At 68.2% G+C, this 22,396-nt stretch carries 19 protein-coding genes; 8 read left to right on the top strand and 11 right to left on the bottom strand.

The genetic code is table 11. From position 1 onward, the window contains the following. Positions 1–95 precede the first annotated feature (95 nt). The 3 genes from F5544_RS19760 to hutH are packed head-to-tail and all read right to left on the bottom strand — an operon-like array spanning position 96 to position 4,522. Positions 96–1,295: an allantoate amidohydrolase gene (locus F5544_RS19760; RefSeq protein WP_167474549.1), complete on the bottom strand. Its 1,200-nt coding sequence runs from the start codon at positions 1,293–1,295 to the stop codon at positions 96–98. Next, on the bottom strand, positions 1,292–2,944 hold the full coding sequence (gene hutU, locus F5544_RS19755; protein ID WP_167474548.1) for a urocanate hydratase: 1,653 nt from the start codon (positions 2,942–2,944) through the stop codon (positions 1,292–1,294). The genes F5544_RS19760 and hutU overlap by 4 nt, the downstream gene beginning before the upstream one ends. A gap of 33 nt (positions 2,945–2,977) precedes the next feature. After that, positions 2,978–4,522 (bottom strand): histidine ammonia-lyase, encoded by a 1,545-nt coding sequence (gene hutH, locus F5544_RS19750; RefSeq protein WP_167474547.1) that lies wholly within the window; start codon positions 4,520–4,522, stop codon positions 2,978–2,980. A gap of 88 nt (positions 4,523–4,610) precedes the next feature. On the opposite strand from hutH, the gene F5544_RS19745 reads away from it, so the two are divergent. Beyond that, positions 4,611–5,396 carry an IclR family transcriptional regulator gene (locus F5544_RS19745; RefSeq protein WP_167474546.1) on the top strand — a complete coding sequence of 262 codons (786 nt, stop codon included), beginning with the start codon at positions 4,611–4,613 and terminating at the stop codon, positions 5,394–5,396. A 155-nt stretch (positions 5,397–5,551) separates the two neighbouring features. Here F5544_RS19745 and F5544_RS19740 read toward each other — a convergent pair whose 3' ends face one another. The 3 genes from F5544_RS19740 to F5544_RS47100 all read right to left on the bottom strand — a co-directional run bounded on the left by F5544_RS19740 (position 5,552) and on the right by F5544_RS47100 (position 8,171). Next, entirely contained in the window at positions 5,552–6,196 is a 645-nt protein-coding gene (locus F5544_RS19740; protein ID WP_167474545.1) for a DUF6461 domain-containing protein, read from the bottom strand. Positions 6,197–6,252: 56 nt separating this feature from the next. Then, positions 6,253–7,794 (bottom strand): phytoene desaturase family protein, encoded by a 1,542-nt coding sequence (locus tag F5544_RS19735; RefSeq protein WP_167474544.1) that lies wholly within the window; start codon positions 7,792–7,794, stop codon positions 6,253–6,255. A 248-nt stretch (positions 7,795–8,042) separates the two neighbouring features. After that, positions 8,043–8,171 carry a hypothetical protein gene (locus F5544_RS47100; protein ID WP_275107042.1) on the bottom strand — a complete coding sequence of 43 codons (129 nt, stop codon included), beginning with the start codon at positions 8,169–8,171 and terminating at the stop codon, positions 8,043–8,045. 182 nt (positions 8,172–8,353) lie between these two features. Here F5544_RS47100 and F5544_RS19730 point away from each other — a divergent pair, with 182 nt between their 5' ends. Continuing rightward, positions 8,354–9,256, top strand: a complete 903-nt coding sequence (locus tag F5544_RS19730) for a dienelactone hydrolase family protein (protein WP_167474543.1) — start codon at positions 8,354–8,356, stop codon at positions 9,254–9,256. Here the strand turns inward: F5544_RS19730 and F5544_RS19725 are convergent. Next, complete coding sequence (locus F5544_RS19725; RefSeq protein WP_174867368.1) at positions 9,253–10,761, bottom strand: mannitol dehydrogenase family protein; 1,509 nt, start codon at positions 10,759–10,761, stop codon at positions 9,253–9,255. The genes F5544_RS19730 and F5544_RS19725 overlap by 4 nt on opposite strands. A gap of 111 nt (positions 10,762–10,872) precedes the next feature. On the opposite strand from F5544_RS19725, the gene F5544_RS19720 reads away from it, so the two are divergent. The 5 genes from F5544_RS19720 to F5544_RS19700 are packed head-to-tail and all read left to right on the top strand — an operon-like array spanning position 10,873 to position 16,205. After that, positions 10,873–11,937 (top strand): sugar-binding transcriptional regulator, encoded by a 1,065-nt coding sequence (locus F5544_RS19720; RefSeq protein WP_167474542.1) that lies wholly within the window; start codon positions 10,873–10,875, stop codon positions 11,935–11,937. 25 nt (positions 11,938–11,962) lie between these two features. Further along, positions 11,963–13,264 carry an ABC transporter substrate-binding protein gene (locus F5544_RS19715; protein ID WP_167474541.1) on the top strand — a complete coding sequence of 434 codons (1,302 nt, stop codon included), beginning with the start codon at positions 11,963–11,965 and terminating at the stop codon, positions 13,262–13,264. A gap of 50 nt (positions 13,265–13,314) precedes the next feature. Beyond that, positions 13,315–14,220 carry a carbohydrate ABC transporter permease gene (locus F5544_RS19710; protein ID WP_238847470.1) on the top strand — a complete coding sequence of 302 codons (906 nt, stop codon included), beginning with the start codon at positions 13,315–13,317 and terminating at the stop codon, positions 14,218–14,220. After that, a complete protein-coding gene (locus F5544_RS19705; protein WP_167474539.1) occupies positions 14,217–15,056 on the top strand; it encodes a carbohydrate ABC transporter permease in 840 nt (279 codons plus the stop codon). The genes F5544_RS19710 and F5544_RS19705 overlap by 4 nt, the downstream gene beginning before the upstream one ends. Positions 15,057–15,068: 12 nt before the next feature. After that, the gene (locus tag F5544_RS19700; protein ID WP_167474538.1) at positions 15,069–16,205 is read left to right on the top strand and encodes an ABC transporter ATP-binding protein; all 1,137 of its coding nucleotides are present in this window, start codon (positions 15,069–15,071) and stop codon (positions 16,203–16,205) included. A gap of 2 nt (positions 16,206–16,207) precedes the next feature. On the opposite strand, the gene F5544_RS19695 is transcribed toward F5544_RS19700, so the two are convergent. Then, positions 16,208–17,023 carry a hypothetical protein gene (locus tag F5544_RS19695; RefSeq protein ID WP_167474537.1) on the bottom strand — a complete coding sequence of 272 codons (816 nt, stop codon included), beginning with the start codon at positions 17,021–17,023 and terminating at the stop codon, positions 16,208–16,210. A 307-nt stretch (positions 17,024–17,330) separates the two neighbouring features. On the opposite strand from F5544_RS19695, the gene F5544_RS19690 reads away from it, so the two are divergent. Then, positions 17,331–18,080: an IclR family transcriptional regulator gene (locus F5544_RS19690; RefSeq protein WP_167474536.1), complete on the top strand. Its 750-nt coding sequence runs from the start codon at positions 17,331–17,333 to the stop codon at positions 18,078–18,080. A 48-nt stretch (positions 18,081–18,128) separates the two neighbouring features. Here the strand turns inward: F5544_RS19690 and F5544_RS19685 are convergent, their stop codons facing one another. From F5544_RS19685 to pruA, 3 genes are all read right to left on the bottom strand, one after another. After that, a complete protein-coding gene (locus F5544_RS19685) occupies positions 18,129–19,535 on the bottom strand; it encodes an aspartate ammonia-lyase (RefSeq protein WP_167479342.1) in 1,407 nt (468 codons plus the stop codon). 244 nt (positions 19,536–19,779) lie between these two features. After that, positions 19,780–20,742: a proline dehydrogenase family protein gene (locus F5544_RS19680; RefSeq protein WP_167474535.1), complete on the bottom strand. Its 963-nt coding sequence runs from the start codon at positions 20,740–20,742 to the stop codon at positions 19,780–19,782. A 3-nt stretch (positions 20,743–20,745) separates the two neighbouring features. After that, positions 20,746–22,386, bottom strand: a complete 1,641-nt coding sequence (pruA, locus tag F5544_RS19675) for an L-glutamate gamma-semialdehyde dehydrogenase (RefSeq protein WP_167474534.1) — start codon at positions 22,384–22,386, stop codon at positions 20,746–20,748. Positions 22,387–22,396 lie beyond the last annotated feature (10 nt).

Below are 22,396 nucleotides of genomic sequence, written 5' to 3'. Positions count from 1 at the left end.
TCATCGGTTCGTCACGGCGTGCCGGACGAACTCCGCCTGGCACTGCGCAGCATTCGGTGACGTCGGCGATTTCGGATGGCTCCGGCGGCGAACTCTCATCCGGCCAGTTCCTCCAGCACCCGGGCCAGCGCCTGCGCGCCCGCCTCGATATCGGCCGATTCGGCGAATTCCTCGGGGGCGTGGCTGATCCCGGTCGGATTGCGCACGTACAGCATTCCGGACGGAACATGCGCCGCGAGCACACCCGCGTCGTGTCCCGCGCCGGTCGGCAGCGCCGGGATGCCGCCGAGCACCCGGTCCATCCGCCCGCGCAGCGATTCGTCGAAAACGACGTCGTCGGTGTAGGACTCCTCGGTGATGGTGACCGCGCACCCCTCGTCCGCGGCCGCTCGCCTTGCCGCCGTGGCGATCTCCTCGACCAGCGCGGCGGTATTGCCCGCACCCGCGACGCGGGCGTCGAGCCACAGATCCACCGTCGACGCGATGACGTTGGTGCCGCCCGGCGTCGGCACGAGGCGGCCGACGGTGGCCCTGGCATCCGGTGTCGCCGCGGCGACCCGGCGGGCCGCGGCGACCACCGCGGCGGCGGGCAGCATCGGGTCGCGCCGGTCGCCGATGAGCGTCGCGCCCGCGTGATTTCCCTGGCCGGAGAAGGAGAATCGGTATCGCCCGTGCGCGATGATGCTGCTGCCGGTGGCCACCGGGCCGCCGAGATCGATCAGCCCGCGCCCCTGTTCCACATGCAGTTCCACGAAGCAGCCGATCTGCGCGAGCGCCTCCAGATCCGGTCCGAACAGGTCGGGCCGGTGCCCGGCCGCCGCGGCCGCCTCGGCCAGCGTCGTCCCGGAGCTGTCACGCAGCGCGCGGGCCCGGTTCGGGTCCAGTGCGCCGGTGAGCAGCCGGGAACCCAGGCACGGCACGCCGAACCGGCCACCCTCCTCCTCCGCGAATACCACCACCGCCAGCGGCTTCGACGGCTGAAAACCCTTGGCGGACAGGATATCCACCGCCGCCAGCGCGCTCGTCACGCCGAGCGGCCCGTCGAACGCGCCGCCGCCGGGCACCGAATCCAGGTGGCTGCCGGTCACCACCGCGTCCGGGCCCGGTCCGCCCCACCAGGCCCACATATTGCCGTTGCGGTCGGTGTGCACGTCGAGTCCGCGCCGGATCGCCTGCTCGGTGAACCAATCCCGCAGCTCCAGCTCGGCGAAATCGAATACGTGCCGCGAATATCCGCCGCGCCGTGTGTCTTTGCCGACCGCCTCGATGGCGGTCAGCAGTTTGTCCGCGCTCATCCGTGCTCCTGCATGGGAATTCGCACCCCGCGCTCCTGCGCGACCGTGGCCGCGCGCTCGTATCCGGCGTCGACGTGCCGGATCACGCCCATCCCCGGATCGTTGGTGAGCACCCGCTCGATCTTGCGCGCGGCCAGCTCGGTGCCGTCCGCGACGGTCACCTGACCCGCGTGGATGGACCGGCCCATCCCGACGCCGCCACCGTGGTGGATGGATACCCAACTCGCCCCGGACGCGGTGTTCACCAACGCGTTCAGCAGCGGCCAGTCGGCGATGGCGTCGGAGCCGTCGGCCATCGCCTCGGTCTCCCGGTACGGCGATGCGACACTGCCGGAATCGAGGTGGTCGCGCCCGATCACCACCGGCGCCTTCAGCTCACCGCTGGCCACCATCTCGTTGAAGCGCAGCCCCGCCAGATGCCGCTCACCGTAACCGAGCCAGCAGATGCGCGCCGGAAGTCCTTGGAAGGCAATGCGTTCCCCGGCCATGGTGATCCAGCGGCGCAGGGATTCGTTGTGCGGGAACAGATCCAGGATGGCCCGGTCGGTCGCGGCGATATCGGCCGGATCGCCGGACAGCGCCGCCCAGCGGAACGGCCCCTTGCCCTCGCAGAACAGCGGGCGGATGTAGGCGGGCACGAAACCCGGGAAATCGAAGGCGCGTTCGCAGCCGCCGAGCTTCGCCTCGCCGCGCAGCGAGTTGCCGTAGTCGAATACCTCGGATCCGGCGTCGAGGAAGCCGAGCATGGCGTTCACGTGATCGACCATGGAATCACGGGCCCGCTCGGTGAATTCGTCCGGTTTCTTGAGCGCGTAATCGGGCCAGTCTTCGACGGCTATGCCGCGCGGCAGATAGGACAGCGGGTCGTGCGCCGAGGTCTGGTCGGTGACGATATCCACCTCCAGCCCGCTGGCCAGCAGCTTCGGCAGCATCTCCGCGGCATTGCCGATCAGGCCGACGGACAACGCCTTTCGCTGCTTGCGCGCCGCCGAAACCCGGCGCACGGCATCGTCGAAATCGGTGGCGATCTCGTCGAGGTAGCGGTCGTGCACCCGGCGCCGCGCCCTGGCCGCGTCCGCCTCGACCACCAGCGCGACGCCGCCGTTCATGGTGACGGCGAGCGGCTGCGCGCCGCCCATGCCGCCGAGGCCCGCCGTCACCGTCAGCGTGCCGGAAAGCGTTCCGCCGAAACGCTTGTCGGCGATCGTCGCGAAGGTTTCATAGGTGCCCTGCAGGATGCCCTGTGTGCCGATGTAGATCCAGGAGCCCGCGGTCATCTGGCCGTACATGGTCAGGCCGAGCGCCTCCAGCCTGCGGAATTCGGGCCAATTCGCCCAATCGCCGACGAGATTCGAGTTGGCGATGAGCACCCTGGGTGCCCACTCGTGTGTGCGGAATACGCCGACGGGCCTGCCGGACTGCACCAGCAGCGTCTCGTCCTGGTCCAGCGAGGTCAGCGCCCGGCCGATGGCGTCGAAGCTGGCCCAATCCCGTGCGGCCTTGCCGGTGCCGCCGTAGACCACGAGATCCTGTGGGCGCTCGGCGACCTCGGGATCCAGATTGTTGTGCAACATCCGCAGCGCGGCCTCGGTCTGCCAGTTCTTGGCGGTCAGTTGCGGCCCCCGGGCCGCGCGCACCGTCCGTGTCATGAAAGTGCCTCCGTTTCAGGCGTATTCAACGAATCAGTCGAGATAGGCGGCGACCGCGGCACGCAGCTCGCCGGAGCGGATCAGCTCCTCGGCGGCGGCGATCTCCGGCGCCAGGTGCCGGTCCGGGCCGGGCCCGTCCACCCTGGTGCGCAGCAGTCGCACGGCCGCGTCCGTGGCCGGACCGGGCCGCAGCGGCGCGCGCATGTCCAAAGCTCGTGCGGCAGTGAGGTATTCGATGGCCAGCACGGTCGTGAGACCATCCACCGCGCGGCGCAGCTTGCGCGCGCCCGACCAGCCCATCGAGACGTGGTCCTCCTGCATCGCGCTGCTCGGGATGGAATCCACCGAGGCGGGTACGGCCAGCCGCTTCAGCTCACTCACCACGGCGGCCTGGGTGTACTGGGCGATCATATGTCCGGAGTCGACGCCGGGATCCGCGGCCAGGAAGGCCGGAAGTCCGTGCGAGCGCGCGACATCCAGCATCCGGTCGGTGCGGCGCTCGGCCATGCTCGCCACGTCGGCGACCGGAATCGCCAGGAAATCCAGGACATAGGCGAGCGGGGCGCCGTGGAAATTGCCGTTGGATTCCAGGCGTCCGTCGGCCAGCACCACCGGATTGTCGACGGCCGAGGCCATTTCGCGCTCGGCGACCGATTCGGCGTATGCGACGGTATCCCTGGCCGCGCCGTGCACCTGTGGCGCGCAGCGCAGCGAGTAGGCGTCCTGCACCCGATTGCAGTCGGGGCCGCGATGGCTGGCCACGATCGGAGAATCGGCCAGCGCCAACCGGATTCGCCGCGCGGACCGCGCCTGTCCGGGATGCGGGCGCAGCGCCTGCAGGTCGTCGGCGAAGACCCGGTCGGTGCCGAGCAACGCCTCGACGCTCATCGCGGCGGTCAGGTCGGCGATATCGAGCAGCGCGTGCAGATCGTGGACGGCGAGCACCAGCATGCCGAGCATGCCGTCGGTGCCGTTGGTGAGCGCGAGGCCCTCCTTCTCGTGCAGGGTGACCGGTTCGATGCCGTTGGCGCGCAACGCCGTCGCCGCATCGACCAGCTCGCCTGCCGCGTCGGTGACCTGTCCCTCGCCCATCAGCGCCAGCGCCACCGCGGCCAGCGGCGCGAGATCGCCGGAGCAGCCGAGCGATCCGTATTCGTGCACGACCGGCGTGATCCCGGCGTTGATCAGCGCGGCGAGTGCGGCGGCCGTCTCCGGCCGCACCCCGGTGTGCCCGGTGGCCACTGTGCGCAGACGCAGCAGCATCTGGGCGCGCACCACCTCCGGCTCGACGGCGGGTCCGGCGCCCGCGGCATGGGAGCGGATGAGCGAGCGTTGCAGCGCGACCCGGCTCTCCGGCGGGATGTGCCGGGTGGCGAGCGCGCCGAATCCGGTGGACACGCCGTAGGTGGCCGCGGTACCGGCGGCCAGCGCGTCGACGTGCGCGCGGGCCGCGGCGATCCGCCGCTCGGCCGCGTCGCTGATCTGGACCTTCGCACCCGCCCGGGCGACAGCGACAACGCTGTCCCTGGTCAGCGGCCCGTCAACGGCCACGGTTGCTAACTGCGCAGTTTCCGGCATGCGGTCTATTCCACCCTTGCGAGGGTGCGTGCAGTATCAGGCCACGCCGGAATTAGTCTGGAATACCAGACTCGATGAGGAGAAGACCATGGGTACGAGCAGCGATATCCCCGCGCTGCGGCGCGGTCTCGCGGTGCTGCAACTGCTGGCGGGCAAGGCGGGCCCGGTTTCGGCCTCCGCCATCGCCCGCGAACTGGAGCTCCCGCGCTCGACCACATATCACCTGCTCGCCGAGCTGGAGCGGACCCGGTTCGTCACCAGGCTGCCCGCCGAACGCCGCTACGGACTCGGCATCGCCGCCTTCGAACTCGGCTCGGCCTACCTGCGCCACGATCCGCTGGAGCGGTTGGCGGGCACCCTGCTGCGGGAGCTGGTCGAACAGGTCGGCCACAACGCGCACCTAGGCGTGCTGCACGGCAACGAGCTGGTGTACCTGATCAAGGAGCGCCCCGCCCGGCCGGAAACGCTGGTCACCGATGTCGGCGTCCGGCTGCCCGCCCACCTCACCGCCTCGGGCCGCGCCATCCTCGCGCACCTCCCCGCCGCCCACGTGCGCGCGCTGTACCCGTCGGCATCCTCGTTCGTCCGCCGCACCGACCGCGGCCCACACAGCCTGTCCCAGCTGCGCCAGACCTTGGCCGCCGAACGACGACGCGGATGGGCCTGCGAAGACGGCCATGTCACAGCGGGATTCGCCTCGGTCGCCTACCCGGTATTCGATCACGGACACCTACCGATCGCCGCCATCAGCGTCACCCTGCGCCACCACTGCGACGGCGATCCATGCGAATTCGATTGGACCCCACTGGCCACCCGAGTCCGCGCGACGGCGGATAACCTCACCCGCCGGATCGGCGGACGTACCGCGTCTTAGTCCCGCAACGGCCGTGCACTCTGACGCCGACCGAGAGCCGCTGCACGGTAACCGAGTTCGGAAACAACTGATAACCAGCTTCCCGATGCCGGAGTCCGAGCGATGTCGGCCGGTGAGCCGTTTCGTGGTCGCGTGTGGCGACCTGATCGAAATGATCAGGTCCGGCGCGGATCGCGGGCCGTACCGCACAGGAAGTCCGCTCCGTAGAGCATGTCGTCGGTCACTCGGACTCCGGTGCACCGTTCGGCCAGAGCGAGCGCGGCGGTGATGGTCGGGCCGATGTCTTCGCGGTCCTCGTTCAGGTTGAAGCCGATCTGCTTCATGTACTCGAGACAAGCGTCCGGGGTGCTGCCCCAGCGGTCGTAAGCGAATATGGCCTCGAACCTCAGCCGGAGGTCACCGTCCTCGAACCAGTGGAAGTAGCCGCCGGTGTTCATGCTGTTGAAAACCGTGACCAGTCTGGACCCCGCTGACAGCGGGGCCATGAGTTCGAGAATCTGTCCCAGGTAACCATTCCTTTCGAACGCCAGTGTCCAGTCGCCACCGGCCCCGGCCACTGTGGTCGCCCCGATGAATAGAACATCGCCCTGCGACTTGTCCCAGCAGTCGAAGGCGATCTCGGTGAACTCTGCGCCGAACGGTAGGGCGCCGAACGTAATCCGCGCACCGATTCGGTCCATGAACTCCTGCGGAGTGACCCCGCGCACGAGGGTCAAGCAGAACGCATCGTATAGATCGTCGCCCTTGATCCAGTCGTAGTCGGCGGCAACGGCGTTCGACCGTCCACGATTCGATGACATGGGATCAATCTAGGTGTCATGTCATAGACCGGCAACCGCGTTCCGTAGTCGAACAGCTACTCCAGCACCGCCATCGCGGCATTGTGGCCGGGTATGCCGCTGACGCCGCCGCCGCGGACAGCGCCTGCGCCGCAGAGGAATACGTTGGGTAGGCCGGTGGCGACGCCCCAGCGGGAGGCCGGGTCGTCGGCTTCGTCGGTGCGGTAGGGGAAGGCCAGGTCGCGGTGGAAGATGTGGCCGCCGGGGAGGCCGATCTCGCGTTCCAGATCGATCGGGGATTTCGCTTCCAGGCAGGGGTTTCCGTTCGCGTCGGTGGCGAGGCAGTCCGCTATCGGTTCGGCTAGTACCGAATCCAGTTGGGCGATGGTCGATTTCACCAGTGCGTCGGTGGTGCCCGCAGGATCGTCGGCGAAAAGCCGCGCGGGGGTGTGCAGGCCGAAGAGGGTGAGGGTGTGCATTCCGCCCGCGGCCGCCTCGGCGGACAGGATCGACGGATCGGTGAGGGTGTGGCAGTAGATCTCCGACGGCGGCGCCGCCGGGATTCGTCCCGCCGCGGCCTCCCGATATGCTTGTGCCAGTTGGGAATACGACTCCGCGATGTGGAAGGTGCCGGCGAAGGCGTCGCGCGGATCGACGGCGGTGTCGCGCAGCCGGGGCAGCCGCCGCAGCACCATATTGATCTTCAGTTGCGCGCCTTCGGGTTTCGGCTCCGGTGTCCGGCCGAGCAGCCGGTCCAACTCGTGCGGCGCGGCATTCACCAGCACATGCCCGGCACCGACCGCGCCGCCGTCGAAGCGCACCTCCGCCGCGGCGCCGCCGGTTTCGATCGCGTCCACCGCGCAGTCGGTCACCAGTTCCGCGCCCGCGGCGCGCGCGGCATCGGCGAGCGCGTCGGTGAGCGCGCCCATTCCGCCGACCGGCACATCCCAATCGCCGGTGCCGCCGCCGATCACGTGGTAGAGGAAGCAGCGGTTCTGCCGCAACGCCGGATCGTGTGCGTCGGTGAAGGTTCCGATGAGCGCATCGGTGAGTACGACGCCGCGCACCGTATCGTCGACGAAGGTCGCCTCGATGGTTTCGCCGAGCGGCCGCTCGAACAGCGCCGCCCACGCGTCCGGATCGCCCACCCGGCCCGCCAGTTGGGCGCGGGTCGGCAACGGTTCGGTGAGCGTCGGAAAGACTTGGCGCGCAACCTCGTGCGTCATCCCGTAGAAGCGCCGCCAGGCGTCGAAATCCCGGTCCGAGCCGGTGAGCGCGCGGAAGCTCGCGCGGGTGCCCGCCGCGGACGCGGTGTCGACGAGCAACCCGCCGGAGCCCACCGGCGTATAGGACGAGATCCGCCTGCGCTTGGTGGCGAATCGCAGCCCGAGGTCGTCGACGATCCGGCGCGGCAGCAGGCTTACCAGGTACGAATACCGCGACACGCGCACATCGACGCCGGGAAACAGTCGCGCGGACACCGCGGCGCCGCCGGTCCGCGGCTGCCGCTCCAGCACCGCGACCGATCGCCCGGCCCGCGCCAGATATGCCGCGGCCACCAGGCCGTTGTGGCCGCCGCCGACGATCACCACGTCATAGGAGGAACGCGTCGGTTTCATGGGTTCTCGATATCACGGATGACGTGGTCCGCACCAGCACCGTCGCACCGAACGAGCACGTATTCACCTTCGGGCGGTAAAGATCAACGTTTTCCCGCATATCGGTGCCGACGGAAAGATCACGATTTCCCGGTCCGAATGTGCCGAATGCGGCAACGAGCGCGCAATTCGATCAGGAATGGAATTTTGCGGAACCGATGATCGTCGCGCCCGCCCCCGTGGTGGGCGCGACGACTCCCCCAACGGCGCTATGCCGCCGAGCCGGATCGCCCGGCGGACCGGGCGAAGATCATCGGCGCCGGGGCCGTACCGCTGACGGCGACCCACAGCATGGCCAGTCCGCACAGCGCGAGCAGCCCGGAATACAAGTCGAACACGTGATTCTCCCCCGAGACGGGGCCGCCGACGCGGCCGACACCATTCAGCTAATGCTAACACCCGACCGGAAGTGTCTTGCGCCGTATAGCAAATCGGCCCGCGGGCACAGGAATCTCACAGCGCGCTCGCAGATTCGTCCGGAAGTCACGCGTATACACGGCTTCCGGCCTAGGTTGGATCCATGACGCCGCTGCAGCGCTATATCGCGGAGGAAATCGCCGCCGATCACGCCGATGGCATCCTCACCCGGCGGGAGGCGCTGCGCCGCCTCGGCCTGCTCGGCATGGGCGTCCCGGCCGCGGCCGCACTGCTCGCCGCGTGCTCGTCGGACGGTGGGTCGCCGAGCCCCGGCCGAACATCAACTGCCACAACAACTTCCGGGCCACCCGGGATGGCCGCCGCGGTGCCGACGACGCCGATCACGTTCCAGGGTCCGCAGAATCGCACCCTACAGGGCGCCTGGGCAGCGGCGGCCCAGCCGCGCGGCGCGGTGCTCGTCATCCACGAGAACCGCGGCCTCAACGATCACATCCGTTCGGTGGCCGGGCGTTTCGCGGGCGCCGGATATTCCGCGCTGGCCATCGATCTGCTCTCCGAGGAGGGCGGCACCGATAAATTCAGCGATCCGGCGCAGGCCACCGCGGCGCTGAGCAAGATCCCCACCGACCGGTTCGTCGCGGACCTCGGCGCGGGCGTCGACGAGCTCGAGCGGCGGACGCCCGGTAAGAAGCTCGGCGCCACCGGTTTCTGCTTCGGCGGCGGTCTGGTCTGGCTGCTGCTGACCGCGGGCGGGCCGAAACTCGCCGCGGCGACACCGTTCTACGGACCGTTCCCGGACAACGGCGATCTGTCCGCGTCGAAGGCCGCGGTGCTCGCCATCTACGGCGCGCTGGACACCAGAGTCGGCGCGACCAGGCCCGCGGCGGAGGCCGCGCTGACGAAAGCCGGTGTGCCACACGAATCATTCGTCGCACCGGATGCCGACCACGCCTTCTTCAACGACACCGGCCCGCGCTACGCCCCGGCCGCGGCGAGCGAGGCGTGGCGCCGCGTCCTCGACTGGTACGGGCGGTACCTGGCCTAGTCCTCCATGGCCGGGACGACCGCGCTGTCGGCCGCGACGGCCAGCGCGAGCACGGTTGCCCGCGCACCGCGAGTCAGCAAGGAGTCCAACGCCTTCCGGTAGGCGGCCACGAATCGCGGCTCATCGATCAGATCGCCGAAGAGTTCACGGTCGGCGAGGAATGCGACCGGATCGTCGCTCTGCGCGCGTGCCGCCGCGACCAGCCGCTCGCGCAGCGGGTCGACGATCTCGATCGGTTCGCCCTGCTCGTCGATACCCGTGCAGTAGCGCGCCCAACCCGCGATGATCGTTGCGGCACAGTCTATTTCACCACCGAGCGCGAGTTGGTCGCGCACCACGGGCAGCACCCACTTGGGTATGCGGTCGGAGGCGTCGGTGGCCAGGCGGGCGATGGTGTCCCCGATGGCGGCATTGCCGAACCGCTCCAGCAGGGTGCGCCGGTAGGCCGCCAGATCGATACCGGGGACCGGCGGCAGTGTCGGCAGCGCCTCGGCGGCCATGTAGCGGGATACGAAGCGCGCGAACGCCGGATCGGCCACGGCATCGTGCACCAGCCGGTATCCGGCGAGATGGCCGAGGTAGGCCAGCGCCTGATGACTGCCGTTCAGCAGCCGCAGCTTCATCGACTCGTACGGCGCGACATCGTCGACGACCTGCACCCCGACCCGCTCGAATTCCGGCCTGCCCAACGGGAATCGGTCCTCCAGCACCCACTGGGTGAAGGGTTCGGTCAGCACCGGCCACGCGTCGTCGACGCCGTAGCGCCTGGCCAGCTCGGAGATCATCGGCGCGGTGGTGACCGGCGTTATCCGGTCCACCATCGAGTTGGGGAATGCGCCTGCCCGCGAAATCCATTCGGCCAGTTCCGGATCGCGCAGCCGGGCGAAGGCGGTGAAGGTGCGCCGGGCGACATCGCCGTTGCCCGCGATATTGTCGCAGGACATGATCGTGAACGGCGCGAGGCCGCGCGCCCTGCGGCGGGCCAGCGCGGCGGTCACCAGGCCGAATACGGTGGCGGGCACGGCGTCCGGCGCCAGATCGGCCAGGATCGCCGGATTCGCCGCATCGAATTCCCCGGTGGCGGCGACGAAGTTGTATCCGCCCTCGGTGATGGTCAGCGAGACGATGCGGATGTCCGGGCCGGCCAGCTTCTCGATGACGGCCTCGGGATCGTCTGGTGCGTAAAGGTATTCGATGATCGAGCCGACCACCCGCGGCGTCCACGCATCCGTGCCCTCCGCGACGCACAGCGTGTACAGGCAGTCCTGCCCGGTGAGCGCATCGCGCATGCGGCGGTCCGCGGGCAGCACGCCGACGCCGCAGATCCCCCATTCCCGTGCGGCGCCCAGCTCGTGCAACAGGTCCAGATAGCGCGCCTGATGCGCGCGGTGGAAGCCGCCGACGCCGAAATGCACTATGCCGGTGCGAATTTCGGAGCGGTCGTAGCCGGGGACAGAGACCGTCGCGGCCAGTTCGGGCAGGGTTCCCCTGCCGAGCGGGGTCACCGGGCGACCCCAACGAGTGTTGCGTGCATCACATTTCGAATGATACCGTATTGAGCAATAGTTCAGCTTCTGAGCATTTGCTCACTGCCGAGGCTGTGGTCACGATTAAGGATGTCTGTGACGCACGAAGCACCGCCGCCCGACGATGTGCGGCTCGCCCTCCGGGCCGCCGAGCTCTACCACCTCGAGGGCGCGACCCAAGCGGAAATCGCTGCCAAGCTCGGCGTTTCGCGTCCCACCGCCGGACGACTGGTCGCAAAGGCCAGGGCGCAGGGCCTGGTCCGGATCGAGATCAACGTCCCGCCCGACCTGCGGGCCACCGTGCACACCGACCTCGAACGCGACCTCGAGCGCCGCTACCGGCTCACCGAGGCGGTGGTGCTCGGCCAGGTCTTCGCCGAATCCGCCTCCGGCACACAGGCACTCGGCCGGGCGGCGGCCGCGCTGCTCGGCCGCCGCCTCCAGCCGACCGATACGCTCGGATTCACCTGGGGCCCGGAGATCGTGGCGATCGCACAGGAGCTGCGCACCCGGAACACCCGCTGCGCCACCGTCGTTCAGCTCGACGGCTCGCTCACCGCGATCGACTATCAGACCGGCGTCGACTACACCCTCGGCCGCTGCGCGACGCAGCTGCAGGCCACCCCGATCCGGCTGCACGCACCGCTCTACGCCGATCCGGCGACCGTCACCGCGCTCAGCCGGGATTCCGTACTCGGCAAGGCGCTCGCCATCGGGGCCGCCGCCGATGTGATGGTCTTCGGCGTCGGCCCGGTCTCCACCGCCACCACCCTGTTCGCGGGCAGCTACCTCGACACCGCGTTACTGGACGAACTGCGCGAACTGGGCGCGGTCGGCGAGATCGGCGGCCGGTTCTTCCGGCGCGACGGCGAGCCCGTCGGCGGCCCGCTGCCCGAACGCACGGTCGGGGTCACCCTCGACGCCGTGCGCGACTGTCCGACGTCGGTGCTGGTCTCCGGCGGCGAACCGAAGTACGAGGCCATTTTCGGAGCGCTCAACGGCGGACTGGCCACAGTGCTGGTCACCGACGCCGATTGCGCGCGATGGCTGTTGGAAAGAAAAGAGGAGGCGACCGATGCGGAACTCGGTCCCGGCCACCCGAAATCGGCGAAGGCCCCGAGGTCGGCGAAAGCCCCAAACTCTGCGAAGGCGTAGCGCCGCAGCGCTTTTCGTCACCGTTATGCTGGCCGTCACCGGATGCGCGGGCGCGGGGGCGCTCACCGGCGGCGGCGCCGACGCGGTGACCATCGCGATCGTGTCGAATTCGCAGATGCAGGACGCGATCCGCCTCGCCCCGCGCTTCGAACGCGAAAATCCGGGTATCAAGCTGAAATTCACCTCGCTGTCGGAGAACGAGGCGCGCGCCAAGATCACCGCGTCGGTGGCCACCGGCGGCGGTGAATTCGACGTGGTGATGATCAGCAACTACGAGACGCCGCAGTGGGCCGCGAACGGATGGCTGGCGGATCTCGGGCCGTACATCCGGCAGGCGCCGGATTACGATCAGGCCGACATAATTCCGTCGCTCCAGAAATCGCTGTCGTATCGGGGCGATCTGTATTCGGTGCCGTTCTACGGCGAATCCTCCTTCCTCATGTACCGCAGGGATCTGTTCGACCAGGCCGGGCTCACCATGCCCGAACATCCCACCTGGGATCAGGTCGCCGGATTCGCGGCGAAACTGAACACCGCGGACCGGTCGGGAATCTGCCTGCGCGGCAAGCCGGGCTGGGGCGAGGTGCTCGCACCGCTCACCACGGTGATGAACACCTTCGGCGGCCGGTGGTTCGACGAGAACTGGCATGCGCAGTTCACCAGCCCGCAGGTGGCCGAGGCCGTGCGGTTCTACGTCGATCTGGTGCGCCGATACGGCGAACCAGGCGCGGCCACAAGCGGATTCGGCGAATGCGCGACGCAGTTCGCCCAGGGACACGCGGCCATGTGGTACGACGCGACGGCCGCGGTCGGCGTCACCGAGGATCCGGCGTCCAGCAAGGTGGTCGGCAAGGTCGGTTACGCACTCGCACCGACGAAGTCGACGCCGAATTCCGGTTGGCTGTACACCTGGTCGCTCGGCATCCCGAAGACGAGCCACAAACAGGACGCCGCATGGAAATTCGTGTCCTGGATGACCAGCAAGGAGTACATCCGGACGGTCGGCGAACAGCTCGGCTGGACCCATGTGCCGCCCGGCAGCCGTCTGTCGACCTACGAAATCCCGGAGTACAAAAAGGAATCCGCGCGCTACGGGAAGGTGACGCTGGATTCGATGGCGGCCGCCGATCCCGAACATCCTACGGCGCAACCGGTTCCGTACACCGGCGTGCAGTTCCTCACCATTCCGGAGTTCCAGGATCTCGGCACTCGGGTGAGCCAGCAGATCAGCGCCGCGATCGCGGGCCGCACCAGCGTCGACGACGCGCTGGCGCAGGCGCAGCAGTACGCGGACGTGGTGGGCAAGACCTACCGGAAGGACCAGTAGTCGTGACCGGAACACTCACCGCCCCAACCTCTTCCGCGTCGGCGACCACCTTGTTGTCCAAGCGCGACCAGATCTCGCGGGCCGAACGCTGGCGCAGGCGCGGGCCGCTGCTGCCCGCGCTGATCTTCATGATCGCGGTCACCCAGATCCCGTTCCTGTTCACGCTCTACTACTCGACGCAGTCGTGGAATCTGGTCCGGCCGGGCTCCCGGCATTTCACCGGATTGCAGAATTATGCGGATGTCTTGCGGGACAGTCAGTTCCGGGAGGTGGCCTGGCATACGGTGGTGCTCATCGTCGGCACCGTGCTCATCTCGGTGGCGCTCGGACTGGGGCTGGCGCTACTGCTCGATCGCGCGTTCATCGGCCGCGGCATCGTGCGCACGCTGCTGATCACCCCATTCCTGGTGACTCCCGTCGCGGCGGCGCTCATCTGGAAGACCACCCTGCTGGACCCGGTCTTCGGCCTGGTGAACTTCGTGCTGAAACCGTTCGGGGTGCACCGGATCGACTGGGTCAGCAGATATCCGCTGCCCGCGGTCATGGCCGACCTGGTCTGGCAGTGGACGCCGTTCATGATGCTGCTGATCCTGGCCGGACTGCAATCGATGCCGCGTGACGTGCTGGAGGCGGCCAGGGTGGACGGCGCGGGCGCGTTCGCGCTGTTCCGCGAGATCACCCTGCCGCATCTGCGGCGGTTCATCGAACTCGGCGCGGTGCTCGGCGCGATCTACCTGGTCAACACCTTCGACGCGGTGTACATGATGACCTCCGGCGGGCCGGGCATCGCCAGCTCGAACCTGCCCTACTACATCTATCAGCGCGCATTCCTCGGCTTCGACATCGGGCAGGCCGCGGCCATGGGCGTTGTCACCGTGCTGGCGACCATGCTGGTGGCCACCCTGGCGCTTCGCCTCATCTTCAAGAGTTTCACCGGATCCGAGCAGGCGGCATGACTACATCGGAAAACATTCGCAGACAACGTAATTGGGGAAACGTCGGCTGGGGCGCGCTGGCCTGGATACTGGCCATCGGGTTCTTCTTCCCGGTGCTCTGGATGGCGCTCACCGCCTTCAAACAGGAGGGCGACGCCTATACCGATCCGCCGAAGATCGTCTTCGCCCCGACGCTGGACCAGTTCCGTGCGGTGCTCGACAGCGGTATCGGCACCACGCTGGCCAATTCCGCCTTCGCGACCGTCGTATCGACGATTCTGGTACTGGCCCTCGGCATTCCGGCGGCCTTCGCGCTCTCGCTCCGCCCGGTGCGCAAGACCAGGGACGCGCTGTTCTTCTTCATCAGCACCAAGATGCTGCCGGTGGTCGCGGCCATCGTCCCGCTGTACGTCATCGTCGGCGATCTTGGTGTGCTGGACAATGTTTGGGCCCTCGTCGTGCTCTACACCGCGATGAATCTGCCCATCGCGGTGTGGATGATGCGCTCGTTCTTCCTGGAGGTGCCGGGCGAGCTGTTGGAGGCCGCAAGCATGGACGGGGCCAGCACCTGGACGGCGGTGCGCGAGGTGATCGCGCCGCTGGTCTCGCCCGGTATCGCGGCCACCGCGCTGATCTGCGTGATCTTCTCCTGGAACGAATTCTTCTTCGCGGTGAACCTGACCGCCGTTCAGGCACAGACGATTCCGGTCTTCCTGGTCGGCTTCATCACCGGCGAGGGCCTGTACTGGGCCCGGCTCTCCGCGGCCGCGGTGCTCACCGCGCTGCCCGTCATCCTGGCCGGCTGGCTCGCGCAGAACAAGCTGGTGCGCGGCCTGTCCTTCGGCGCAATCAAATAAGGAGCTCGCGAAATGGCTTCCGTCAGTTACCGATCCGCCTCCTGCGTCTACCCGGGCGCGACCAGCCTGGCCGTCGATTCGCTCGACCTCGATATCGCCGACGGTGAATTCGTGGTGCTGGTCGGCCCCTCCGGTTCCGGTAAAACCACCGCGCTGCGCATGCTGGCCGGTCTGGAGGAGATCGATGCCGGATCCATCACCATCGACGGCGCGGATATGGTCGGCGTACCGTCCAAGGACCGCGATATCGCCATGGTGTTCCAGAACTACGCCCTCTACCCGAACAAAACCGTCGCGGAGAATATGGGTTTCGCGCTGAAGATGCGCAAGGTGCCGCTGGCCGAGCGCACCCGCCGGGTCCGGGCCGCCGCCGAATTGCTGGATCTCACCGAATATCTGGACCGTAAACCGGCGAAACTGTCCGGCGGCCAACGCCAGCGGGTGGCCATGGGCCGCGCCATCGTCCGCGAACCCCGCGTCTTCTGCATGGACGAGCCGCTGTCGAATCTCGACGCCAAACTCCGCGTGCAGACCCGCACCCAAATCGCCGCGCTGCAACGGCGTTTGGGCACCACCACCGTTTATGTCACGCACGATCAGATCGAGGCCATGACGATGGGCGACCGGGTCGCCGTGCTGCGCGACGGCAGGCTCCAGCAGTTCAGCCCGCCGACGGACCTCTACGACCGCCCGGCCAACGCATTCGTCGCCGGTTTCATCGGCTCACCGGCCATGAACCTCTTCCAGGCCGGGATCGTCTCCGGCGGAATAGATCTCGCGGGCAGCACGCTGGAGTTGCCGCGCACCGCGATGGATGGCCTCGCGGGCCTCGACACCGTCACCGTCGGTGTCCGGCCCGATCAACTCGAGCTCGCCGCACCGGGTTTCCCGCTGACGGTCGAGCTGATCGAGGAGCTCGGCAGCGAATCCTATGTCTACGGACGCCCTTCCGGTGCCGATGTCCGTACGCCAGATGGAAATCCACTCACGTTCGTCGCCCGCTCCCCGCACCGCAATCCGGCCCGGCTGGCCGAGACGATCACCGTGCGGGTCCGCGACGGCGGCGCGGTGCACCTCTTCCATCCGACCACCGGTGCTCGCATCGTCGAAGGAGATGTGCACGCGCGCAACGAGATTCCGCTTTCCTGAGACTACTTGTGCTGGACCGCGGCCTCCACCGCGGCGATGGCGTCCACCGGTGTGCGGTTGGCACCATCCGCGTTCTGGCCGAGCTGCGGCCAGCCCTTCCCGTCCGGACCGCGCAGCTGGACCCAGATATCGCGGGTCTTCTCCAGCAGCTCACGCTGTTCGGCGTCGTTCAATGCGGACATGAATTCCTCCTGTGTTCCGATGCCGCAGGCCGCGGCGAATTCGTTGGGCGACATGCCATCCGCGGAGTTCATGTCGCAATTGCCGAAGGGCGGACAGCCTTCGGGCAGGCCGCCCCCGTAACCCTGCCCGTCGGTGTATTGATGGGCGATCTGCCCCGGCAGGTTCGGGTTCCTGCCGTAACCGGCGCCGATCACCCGCAATCCGGCGGGCCGGTCCGGCCACATTTCGAAGAAGTCGGACCGGTTGGCGTAGCCGATCACCCGGCGCGGATCGCCGAGCCAGTCGGCGAGATTCCAATACGCGCGGTTGATGCCGTCGGATTGGTCGCCGGCGGGATTGCCGCCGGTTTCCACGTCGATCATCGTGATCATCCGCGGATGCGGCCCGCCCTGCGCGGCGACCATGTCCCGGTGTACCTGGACGCAGTCCTGCCAGTTCGGCCGCCAGTAGAAGTAGACGATGAAACAGGCCAGGCGCCCGTCATCGGCCGCCGCGCGGGCCCATTCGTAATTGGCCGCGAAGTTGTCGTCGCGGAAGGTTCCGTCGTTGGAGCGGAAGCTGAAGATCCCGTACGGGTAGGAATCGTCCACCCGCGCCTGGAAGTAGGACACATCCGCGAAAAGGCTGTCGACCATATGTTCTCCCCTCGATTACATACCTTGTAATTCCCCCGAGCCCAGGTCACGCCGCCCGATTTCAGCACCGGCCCACGCCGTGAGACGCCGCTGAAATCTGAATGAAGGGTGCACGCCGGAGACTCGGTCAGGTACGACGAGCCGCTCCGGAGACGCCCGAACGCGACGGAACAATCCTGGATCGGCCCGTGACCGAGCGAAAGCGGATGGTCGGGTGAGCGAACCGGTTGTTCCATTCGTTCGACCGCGCGCGATTAGTTAACGCGCGTGCTCGGTTGTTGCGGTTTCTGTAAGGCGGGAGGACAGAGTGGACGAGGCAACATTGGAACGCCCAGCACCGGCATTCGGGGGCCGCGGGGTGCTGGAGGGAGCATTCGCTCTATTGGAGGTGCTGTCGCACGGCGACGAGGCGGGGCTGACCCAACTCGCGTCGGCGGCTGGACTGCCGAAGGCGACCGCGTACCGGCTGTTGAACCAGCTGGTCACCGAGGGTGCGGTCCAGCGAAGGGCCGGACGGTATCGCTTGGGGCCCAGGGTATTCCGGCTGGGGCAGACCTGGGAGCCGGCGCGGCTGCTGCGGGCCGCGTCCGCGCAGCCGCTGCGCCAGCTCGCCGCGGCGAACGGTCGCGGCGGCTTCAGCCTCGCGATCGCCGATCGGCGCCAGATCATGCTCGTCGGCGGGATCGGACAGGAGATCGACGAGATCTTCCCGCTGCGCGCCGGCGTGCTGCTGCCGCCGGGCACGGCCGCCGAACAGGTGCTCACCGCGCCGAATACGCAGAAGCCCGCACCGGAGGGTTTCTCGTACCGGGAGTGGGAGCGGATGACGGCGGCGGCGCGCGGCCGCGGCATCGCATACGACGTCGATGCCAACCGGCTCGGGCTGGCCTGTGTCGCGGCGCCGGTGCGCGGCCCGGCCGGTGAGGTGGTCGCCGCGCTGGCCGCCACCGTCACCGAGGCGCAGCGCATCCCGGCGCTGGCCGAACAGGTGCAGCGGGCGGCGGGCATGGTCACCGCCAACCTGACCCGGATCGTCAAGGCCAAACGGGCGCTGTGAAATCCGATGCCGCCCGACCCGCGGACAGCGGGCCGGGCGGTCTTCGGGTCAGCTCGCGGCATCCGGCTGCGCGGTGATTCCCGCCAGCCGTTGGGGGGCAAGGATTTCCGCGACCTGATCCGAGGTCAGCAGACCATCGGCCACGGCGATATCCCCAACGTAGGCACCGGTTTTCAGCGCCTTCTTGGCGATCGACGCGCTGGCCGCGTAGCCGATGTACGGCGAGAGCGCGGTCACCAGGCCCACCGAGCGGCGCACGCCCGCGGCCAGATGTTCCCGGTTCGCGGTGATGCCGTCGACGCATTCGGTGGCCAGGGTGTCGGCGGCGGCGCTCAAATGCGTCGTGCTGCGCAGCAGGCTGTAGATGATGACCGGCTCGAAGGCGTTGAGCTGCAACTGTCCCGCCTCGGCTGCCATGGTGACGGTGAGATCGTTGCCGATCGTCTCGAAGGCCACCTGGTTCACCAGTTCCGGGATCACCGGATTCACCTTGCCGGGCATGATCGACGAACCCGCCTGTGCCGCGGGCAGATTGATCTCACCGAGACCGACGGCCGGGCCGGAGGAGATGAGCCGCAGATCGTTGCACGTCTTGGACAGTTTCACCGCGACCCGCTTCAGGATTCCCGAAACCTGAACGAACGCACCGCAATCCTGGGTGGCCTCGATCGGGTCGGCGGCCCGCACGATCGGCTCACCGGCGAACTCGCGCAGATATGCGCAGGCCAGTTCGGGATAGTCCGGATGCCCGTTGATGCCCGTGCCGATCGCGGTGCCGCCGAGGTGCGATTCCAGCAGCAGCCGCGCGCCCTCGTCCAGGCGGTCGCGGTCCTCGCGCAGCATTCGCGCGTAGGTGCCGAATTCCTGGCCGAGCGTCATCGGCACCGCGTCCTGCAACTGGGTGCGACCCATCTTGAGCACGTCGGCGAATTCGACCGATTTACGCTCGAAGGAGTCGGCAAGGCGGCCCAGCGCGGCGATGAGGTTGCGCAGATGGCCGACCAGGCACAGTTTGATCGCGGTCGGGTAGACGTCGTTGGTGGACTGGCCGAGGTTGACGTGATCCAGCGGATCCAGTTCGGAATACGCGCCGCGCGGATAGCCCAGGATCTCCAGCGCGCGATTCGCGATCACCTCGTTGGCGTTCATATTCGTCGAGGTGCCCGCGCCGCCCTGGATCGGATCGATCGGGAACTGGTCGAGCCACCGGCCCGCGCGCAGCTCTACGCATGCGGCGACGATCGCGTCGGCGCGCCGGTCGTCGAGCAGGCCGAGATCCCGGTTCGCTTGGCAGGCGGCCTGTTTCACGGCGGCGAGCGCGGAGATCAGCGCCGGGTACTGGCCGATCGTCGCACCGGTGATCCGGAAGTTGCGCAGCGCCCGCGCGGTGTGCACGCCGTAGTACGCGGCGGCGGGGACCTCGAGCGCGCCGATCGAATCGCGTTCTATCCGTATGGCATTCGATGGCTCACTGGTCGAAATCGCAGGCGCGCACGTTGTTTCCGTCACGCCGTCGATTGTCGCAGTGCCGTCCGCGGTTTCCTGGACCGCTGAGCCCACCTTCATCTCCTTGTTCGAGAAATATGACGCGGCACTGTATCTCCGGATGATGTCCGTGGCCGCCGGGTGCCCGCCCGCGCGGGCAATGCCGGGATCCGTGGTGTCGCCAGGTGGATCCCGGCATTCGTATGGTGTTCGGTCAGTTGTGGTTTCGCTCGGCCATCGCCCGTAGGAAGAAGGTCAGGTTGGCCGGGCGTTCGGCGAGACGGCGCATGAAGTAGCCGTACCATTCGTTGCCGTACGGAACGTAGACGCGCACATTGTTCCCCGCGGTGACGAGGCGGCGCTGCTCGGCGTCCCGGATGCCGTACAGCATCTGGAATTCGAATTCGTCGCGCTTGCGCCCGGCGGCCACCACCATGCGCGTCGCCGATTCGATGATCGCCGGATCGTGCGTGGCCACCATCGGATAACCCTTGCCCTCCATCAGGATTCGCAGGCAGCGCAGATAGGACTGGTCCACCGCGATCTTGCCCTGATGCGCCACAGATGGTGGCTCGGCGTACGCGCCCTTGCACAGCCGGATCCGCGAGCCGGGCCCGGCGAAATCGCGGCAGTCGCCCTCGGTGCGGTGCAGGTAGGCCTGCAATACCGTGCCGAGCCAAGGGAAATCGGCGCGCAGCTCACGCACGATCGACAGCGTGGAATCGGTGGTGGTGTGATCCTCCGCGTCGATGGTGACCCACGCGCCCGCGACGGCGGCGGCCGTGCAGATGGTGTGCGCATGCTCCAGCGCGATGGCGTGGCCGTCCTTCGGCAGCGACTGACCGAGCGCCGAGAGTTTCAGCGAAACCTCCAGCGGCCGAACCGATTCCGCATCCTCCATGGGCGGCAGCTCGGCCAGCGCGGACAGCAGCCGCAGATAATGCTCGACCGTGTCGCGCGCCTGCCCGATCTCGGTGATGTCCTCGCCGAGATAGTCGACGGTGAGGTAGCGGCCGGAGATGAGCAGCGCGTCGGCGGCGGCCACCGCCTGCTCCTCGGTCTCGCCCGCGACGAAGCGATCGACGACGCGTTTGGTGCTGCGCATGCCGGTGAGCGTGCGCGCGATCCGGGGCGACCGGGCGGCGGCCAGCAGCGCCGGGCGAAGCGGATTGGCCATCGGTTACACCTCCTTCATATGCGGGTACAGGTGATCGGTCGGCGGCACGAACGTCTCCTTGATGGTGCGGGCGGAGGTCCAGCGCAGCAGGTTCTGCGCCGAGCCTGCCTTGTCGTTGGTGCCGGAGGCGCGCGACCCGCCGAACGGCTGCTGCCCGACCACCGCGCCGGTCGGCTTGTCGTTGATGTAGAAATTGCCCGCGGTGAACCGCAGCCGCTCGGTCGCCGCGGCGACGGCGGTGCGGTCGGTGGCGATGACCGAACCGGTGAGCCCGTAGGCGGAACCGCCGTCCACCAGCGTGAGCGCATTGTCGAAGGCGCCTGGGACCGAGTCGTCGTAGACGTGCACCGCCAGGATCGGCCCGAAGTATTCGGTGCGGAACGCCTCGTCGGTGGGGTCGTCGCCGATCAGCACGGTCGGGTCGACGAAGTAGCCGACCGAATCGTCGGCATGCCCGCCTGCCGCGATGGTCAGGCTCGGCGTCGCCTTGGCCCGCTCGATGGCCGCGACATTGCGATCGAAGGCGCGCTTATCGATCACCGCGCCGCCGAAGTTGCCGAAATCGGTGACGTCGCCGTAGGACAGCGCGCCGACCTTGTCGATGAAATCGCCGGACATCTTGGCCCACACCGATTTCGGAATGAACGCGCGCGAGGCGGCCGAACACTTCTGGCCCTGGTAGTCGAAGGCGCCGCGGATCAGCGCGGTCGTCAGCGCCGCGGGATCGGCGGAGCTGTGCGCGAGCACGAAATCCTTGCCGCCGGTCTCGCCGACCAGCCGCGGATAGGTGTCGTAGCGGTCGATACCGTTGCCGACCGTGCGCCACAGGTGCTGGAAGGTCGCCGTCGAGCCGGTGAAATGGATGCCCGCCAGCCTGCGATCGGCCAGCGCCACCTCGGACGCCTCGGGCCCGAAGCCGTGCACCAGGTTGATCACGCCGGGCGGCAGGCCCGCGGCCTCCAGCAGCTTCATCGTCCAGTAGGCGGCGACGGCCTGGGTCGGTGAAGGCTTCCACAGCACCGTATTACCCATCAGCGCGGGCGCTGTCGGCAGGTTGCCCGCGATCGCGGTGAAGTTGAACGGGGTGATCGCGTAGACGAAACCCTCCAGCGGCCGGTATTCGACCTTGTTCCACACACCTGGAGACGAGATGGGCTGGTCGGCCAGGATCTGGCGGGCGAAGTGCACATTGAATCGCCAGAAATCGATCAGCTCGCACGGGGCATCGATCTCGGCCTGGTACGCGGTCTTGGACTGACCCAACATCGTTGCGGCGGCGATGGTTTCGCGCCACGGGCCGGAGAGCAGATCGGCGGCGCGCAGGAAGACGGCGGCCCGGTCCTCGAACGAGAGCGCCCGCCAGCCGGGGGCGGCCGCCGCGGCGGCGGCGAGCGCGTCCTGAACGTCGGCGGCGGAGGCGGGGGTGAAGGTGCCGAGTACCGCGGCGTGTTTGTGCGGTTGGACAACGGCGACCGACTCCCCCGGCGTGCGCCGGTGCTTACCGCCGATGACGTGGTGGATCTCGGTGGGCTCGGCCGCGAGCTCGGCCAGCTTCGCCTGCAGACGAGCGCGCTCCGCGGTGCCGGGCGCGAAGGTGCCGACCGGCTCGTTGCTCGGTCGTGGCGTGGCCACGATGGCGTCCATTTGGGCTCCT

Source organism: Nocardia arthritidis (assembly GCF_011801145.1).
Lineage (GTDB): Bacteria > Actinomycetota > Actinomycetes > Mycobacteriales > Mycobacteriaceae > Nocardia > Nocardia arthritidis_A.
This window is presented reverse-complemented; position numbering and strand designations above follow the sequence as displayed.